We start from the raw sequence: 3,154 nt of genomic DNA, 5'->3' as shown, positions 1-3,154 counted from the left end.
CCCGCAGCCCCCGCCGCCGAGGCTCCGGCTGGCGACGCCCCAGCCGAGGAAGCTCCGGTCGACGCCCCGGCCGCTGAGTAACACCTCAAGACAAACGCCCCGCTGTTGCGCGGGGCGTTTCGTCGTTTGAGCGCCGGTGGCCTCGCCGAGCGCGCATCGTCGCTGGGGAGTGACCTGGTCATCGCTGCCTGCGAGCGTGAGTACCGGCACTGTGAACTCGGCAGGTCGCGCGCGGAAGTCCCAGGCGCCGAGGGCATCGGACGCGATGGCGCCGAGAAGAACAGGAGCGTTAGTCTGCGGCGTTGGGCGAGAATTTGAGGCCGGTCTTTGTGGTCTGGACGACGGCGGGCTGTTCGCCGCCGTCCTGGCCGTAGACGACGCGGGTCATCACGTCGACGTCGCCGGCCACGGGCAGCGGCTGCGACAAATCGACGGTGAGCTTGCCGGAGGCCTGCGAGTCGGAGGATCGGACGTCGAGAGTGCCGGCAGAAGCGGTGGAGGGGGCATCGGAAGGCTGAGTGGCGGCGTCGAGCGACAGGGCGCCGAGGCTCGGGCGTTGGTCGACGTCGACGGAAAGCTGCGCGCCGGTGTCCGTGAGCGCGTCGACGGTGTAGGTGACGGTCTGGAGCAGGGGCGAGCCGCCAGCGACGCGGGACTCGACGGTCCACGTCGCGCCGGCGCCGATTTCTTCGTCGGGGAAGACGACAGGCAGCGAGACGAGCGTGGAAATGGCGGTCTCCGCGAGTGCGCGGGCCTCGTCCGTGCCCTCCTGGGGCGCAGCGAGGCGCAGCGAGGACATCTGGCCGGAGTCGACGGCGCGCCAGCCGAATTGGAAGCCCTCAGCCGAGTCGATGCGCACGTTGCCGGAGTACTCCGGTACGCCGACGGTGAAGAAGACGTTGCGGGAGGCTTCGGCTTGGCCGTCGGTGGCCTCGGAGGCTTCCTCGACGGAGCCTTTCAGCGGGAGAGTGGTGGTCTTCTCGTCGAGGCTGGAGGTCTCGAAGTCCGCTGCGCGGTCAGCTTTGACGACGTCCTGGGCGAACCCAGAGGTGACGTCGACGGTGACGGCCTGCTCTTTGCCGATGTCTGCGTAGGCGAGGACGCGCTTATCGCCGGTGCCGGCGTCCTTGACGGTCACGCGTGGGGCGTCGACATCGGAGCCGACGGCCTGTTCGACCGCGGGGCCGGGGGCTTCGTAATTACAGCCCGCGAGGGCGCCGGTGAGGAGAACTGATAAAACTGCAACACGTTTCACCCATTCCAAATTACAGGACGGGGGACCCTACAATAGACCGGGTGAGTGAGAAAGCGAAGAGATACGTGGGGATGATGGCGGCGATCATCGTGGGCGTCGCTGTCGTCGACCAAGCCGTCAAGCAGCTCATGCTGTCCATCCTCACCGAGGGCGAGCCCCTGCCCGTCCTCGGTGACTGGTTCCGTTTCTATCTGCTTTTTAACCCAGGCGCGGCGTTCTCTATGGGCGGAGCCGGCTCGACCTGGTTGTTTACGACCATCCAGCTCGCGTTCGTGGTGGGCGTGGCGATTGCCGCGCCGCGGATTACCGACCGTGGACAGGCCGTGGGTCTGGCGATGATCGCCGGCGGCGCGCTGGGCAACCTCGTCGACCGCCTCGTGCGTGAGCCGGGGTTTTGGTTCGGCCACGTGGTGGACTTCATCTCGGTGGGCAACTTCGCAGTCTTCAACATTGCTGACGCGTCGATCACGTGCGGCGTCGTCGTGTTCATCATCTTCTTGCTGCTGGAGGGTCGGAATGCGCGAGTCTCGTAGGCTGCCCGTGCCCGAGGGGCTGGAGGGCATGCGTGCCGATGCCGCTCTCGCCAAGTTGTTGGGTGTCTCCCGCGCCAAGGCCGCCAAGGCCTGCGACGCCGGCGACGTGGAGATCGACGGCGTCGCGGTGGGCAAGTCTGAGCGCCTCACCGCCGGCGGGTGGATCGACGTGGTCATGCCCGCGCCGGAGGAGCCGCTCGTGCCGAAGGAGGAGCTCGTGGAGGGCATGGACGTCCTCTACGCGGATGACGACGTCATCTGCGTTCACAAGCCCGTGGGCGTCGCGGCGCACCCGACGCTGGGCTGGGAGGGCCCGACGGTCATCGGCGGGCTCCGNCGGCGTGGTCGTGCGCCCGCGCTTTCCGGTGTATTCGGCGGCCTCGCGCCGCGTCTTTCAGTCCGTCGCCCGCCGTGTCGAGGTCTTTGAGCAGCTCTCCATCGACGAGGCCTTCCTCGAGCCGCCCGAGCTCGTGGGCGCGACGCCCGAGGAGGTCCGCGAGTGGTGCGAGGACCTGCGCCGCACGATTCGGGAAGAGACGGGCCTGCCCGCGTCCATCGGCGCAGGTTCTGGCAAGCAGTTCGCGAAAATCGGCTCTGGCGAGGCCAAACCCGACGGCGTGTACATCATTCCGGTCGAGCGCCAGCTGGACATGCTCCACCCGCTGCCCGTGACGAAGCTCTGGGGCATCGGCCCAGTGACGGGCGCGAAGCTCAACGCGATCGGCATCGTGACCATCGGCGACCTAGCGGCGATGTCGGAGAAGGAGGTCGACATCTCTATCGGCTCGACGGTGGGGCGCTCGTTGTGGCTCATGGCGCAGGGCATNTGGGCACCTCGGGCGTCATGGTTGTCGCGGCAAGCATGCGGGCGTATTCGCAGCTCAAACAGGCGTTTAAGGAACGTACCGTGAAGAAGACGTACCACGCCGTGGTGCAGGGCCTGCCGGACCCGATTGAGGGCACGATTGACGCGCCGATTGGCCGCCATCCGTCCTCGGGATGGAAATTCGCGGTCGTCGACGGCGGCAAGAACGCGGTGACTCACTACAAGCTGCTCGAAGCCTTCCGCGAGGCGAGCCTGCTCGAGGTGCACCTGGAGACCGGCCGCACGCACCAGATTCGCGTCCACATGTCCGCCACGGGGCACCCGTGCGTGGGCGACCCGATGTACGGCTGCGACCCGAACCTCGCCAAGCGGGTGGGCCTTAACCGCCAGTGGTTGCACGCGGTCAAGCTCGGCTTCACGCACCCGGGCACAGGCAAGTACTTCGAGGTGGAGGCGCCCTACCCGGCGGACCTCGAGCACGCGCTTGAGGTACTGCGCGGATGAACCAGGCCCTCGTCTATCGGCGTCGCCGCGTCGCCG

General features: G+C 67.6%; 2 protein-coding genes and 3 pseudogenes. 4 read left to right on the top strand and 1 reads right to left on the bottom strand.

Annotated features, from left to right (window positions below; translation table 11 throughout):
• Nucleotides 1-289: 289 nt before the first annotated feature.
• Nucleotides 290-1,255 carry a hypothetical protein gene (locus tag BN9444_RS10910; RefSeq protein WP_066492164.1) on the bottom strand — a complete coding sequence of 322 codons (966 nt, stop codon included), beginning with the start codon at nucleotides 1,253-1,255 and terminating at the stop codon, nucleotides 290-292.
• 41 nt (nucleotides 1,256-1,296) lie between these two features.
• Here BN9444_RS10910 and lspA point away from each other — a divergent pair, with 41 nt between their 5' ends.
• From lspA to BN9444_RS10890, 4 genes and pseudogenes are all read left to right on the top strand, one after another.
• A complete protein-coding gene (gene lspA / locus BN9444_RS10905) occupies nucleotides 1,297-1,788 on the top strand; it encodes a signal peptidase II (RefSeq protein WP_066512330.1) in 492 nt (163 codons plus the stop codon).
• Nucleotides 1,772-2,155 (top strand): annotated as a pseudogene (locus tag BN9444_RS14350) (RluA family pseudouridine synthase); the annotation flags it as partial. The gene lspA and the pseudogene BN9444_RS14350, both read left to right, overlap by 17 nt.
• Nucleotides 2,067-2,612: pseudogene (locus BN9444_RS10895) on the top strand (Y-family DNA polymerase); the annotation flags it as partial. The pseudogenes BN9444_RS14350 and BN9444_RS10895, both read left to right, overlap by 89 nt.
• A gap of 5 nt (nucleotides 2,613-2,617) precedes the next feature.
• Nucleotides 2,618-3,118 (top strand): annotated as a pseudogene (locus BN9444_RS10890) (RluA family pseudouridine synthase); the annotation flags it as partial.
• Between the last annotated feature and the right edge of the window lie 36 nt (nucleotides 3,119-3,154).

This window comes from Corynebacterium phoceense, assembly GCF_900092335.1.
Taxonomy (GTDB): domain Bacteria; phylum Actinomycetota; class Actinomycetes; order Mycobacteriales; family Mycobacteriaceae; genus Corynebacterium; species Corynebacterium phoceense.
Note: the sequence above shows the minus strand (reverse complement) of the source record. Positions and strands in the feature narration are given on the sequence as shown.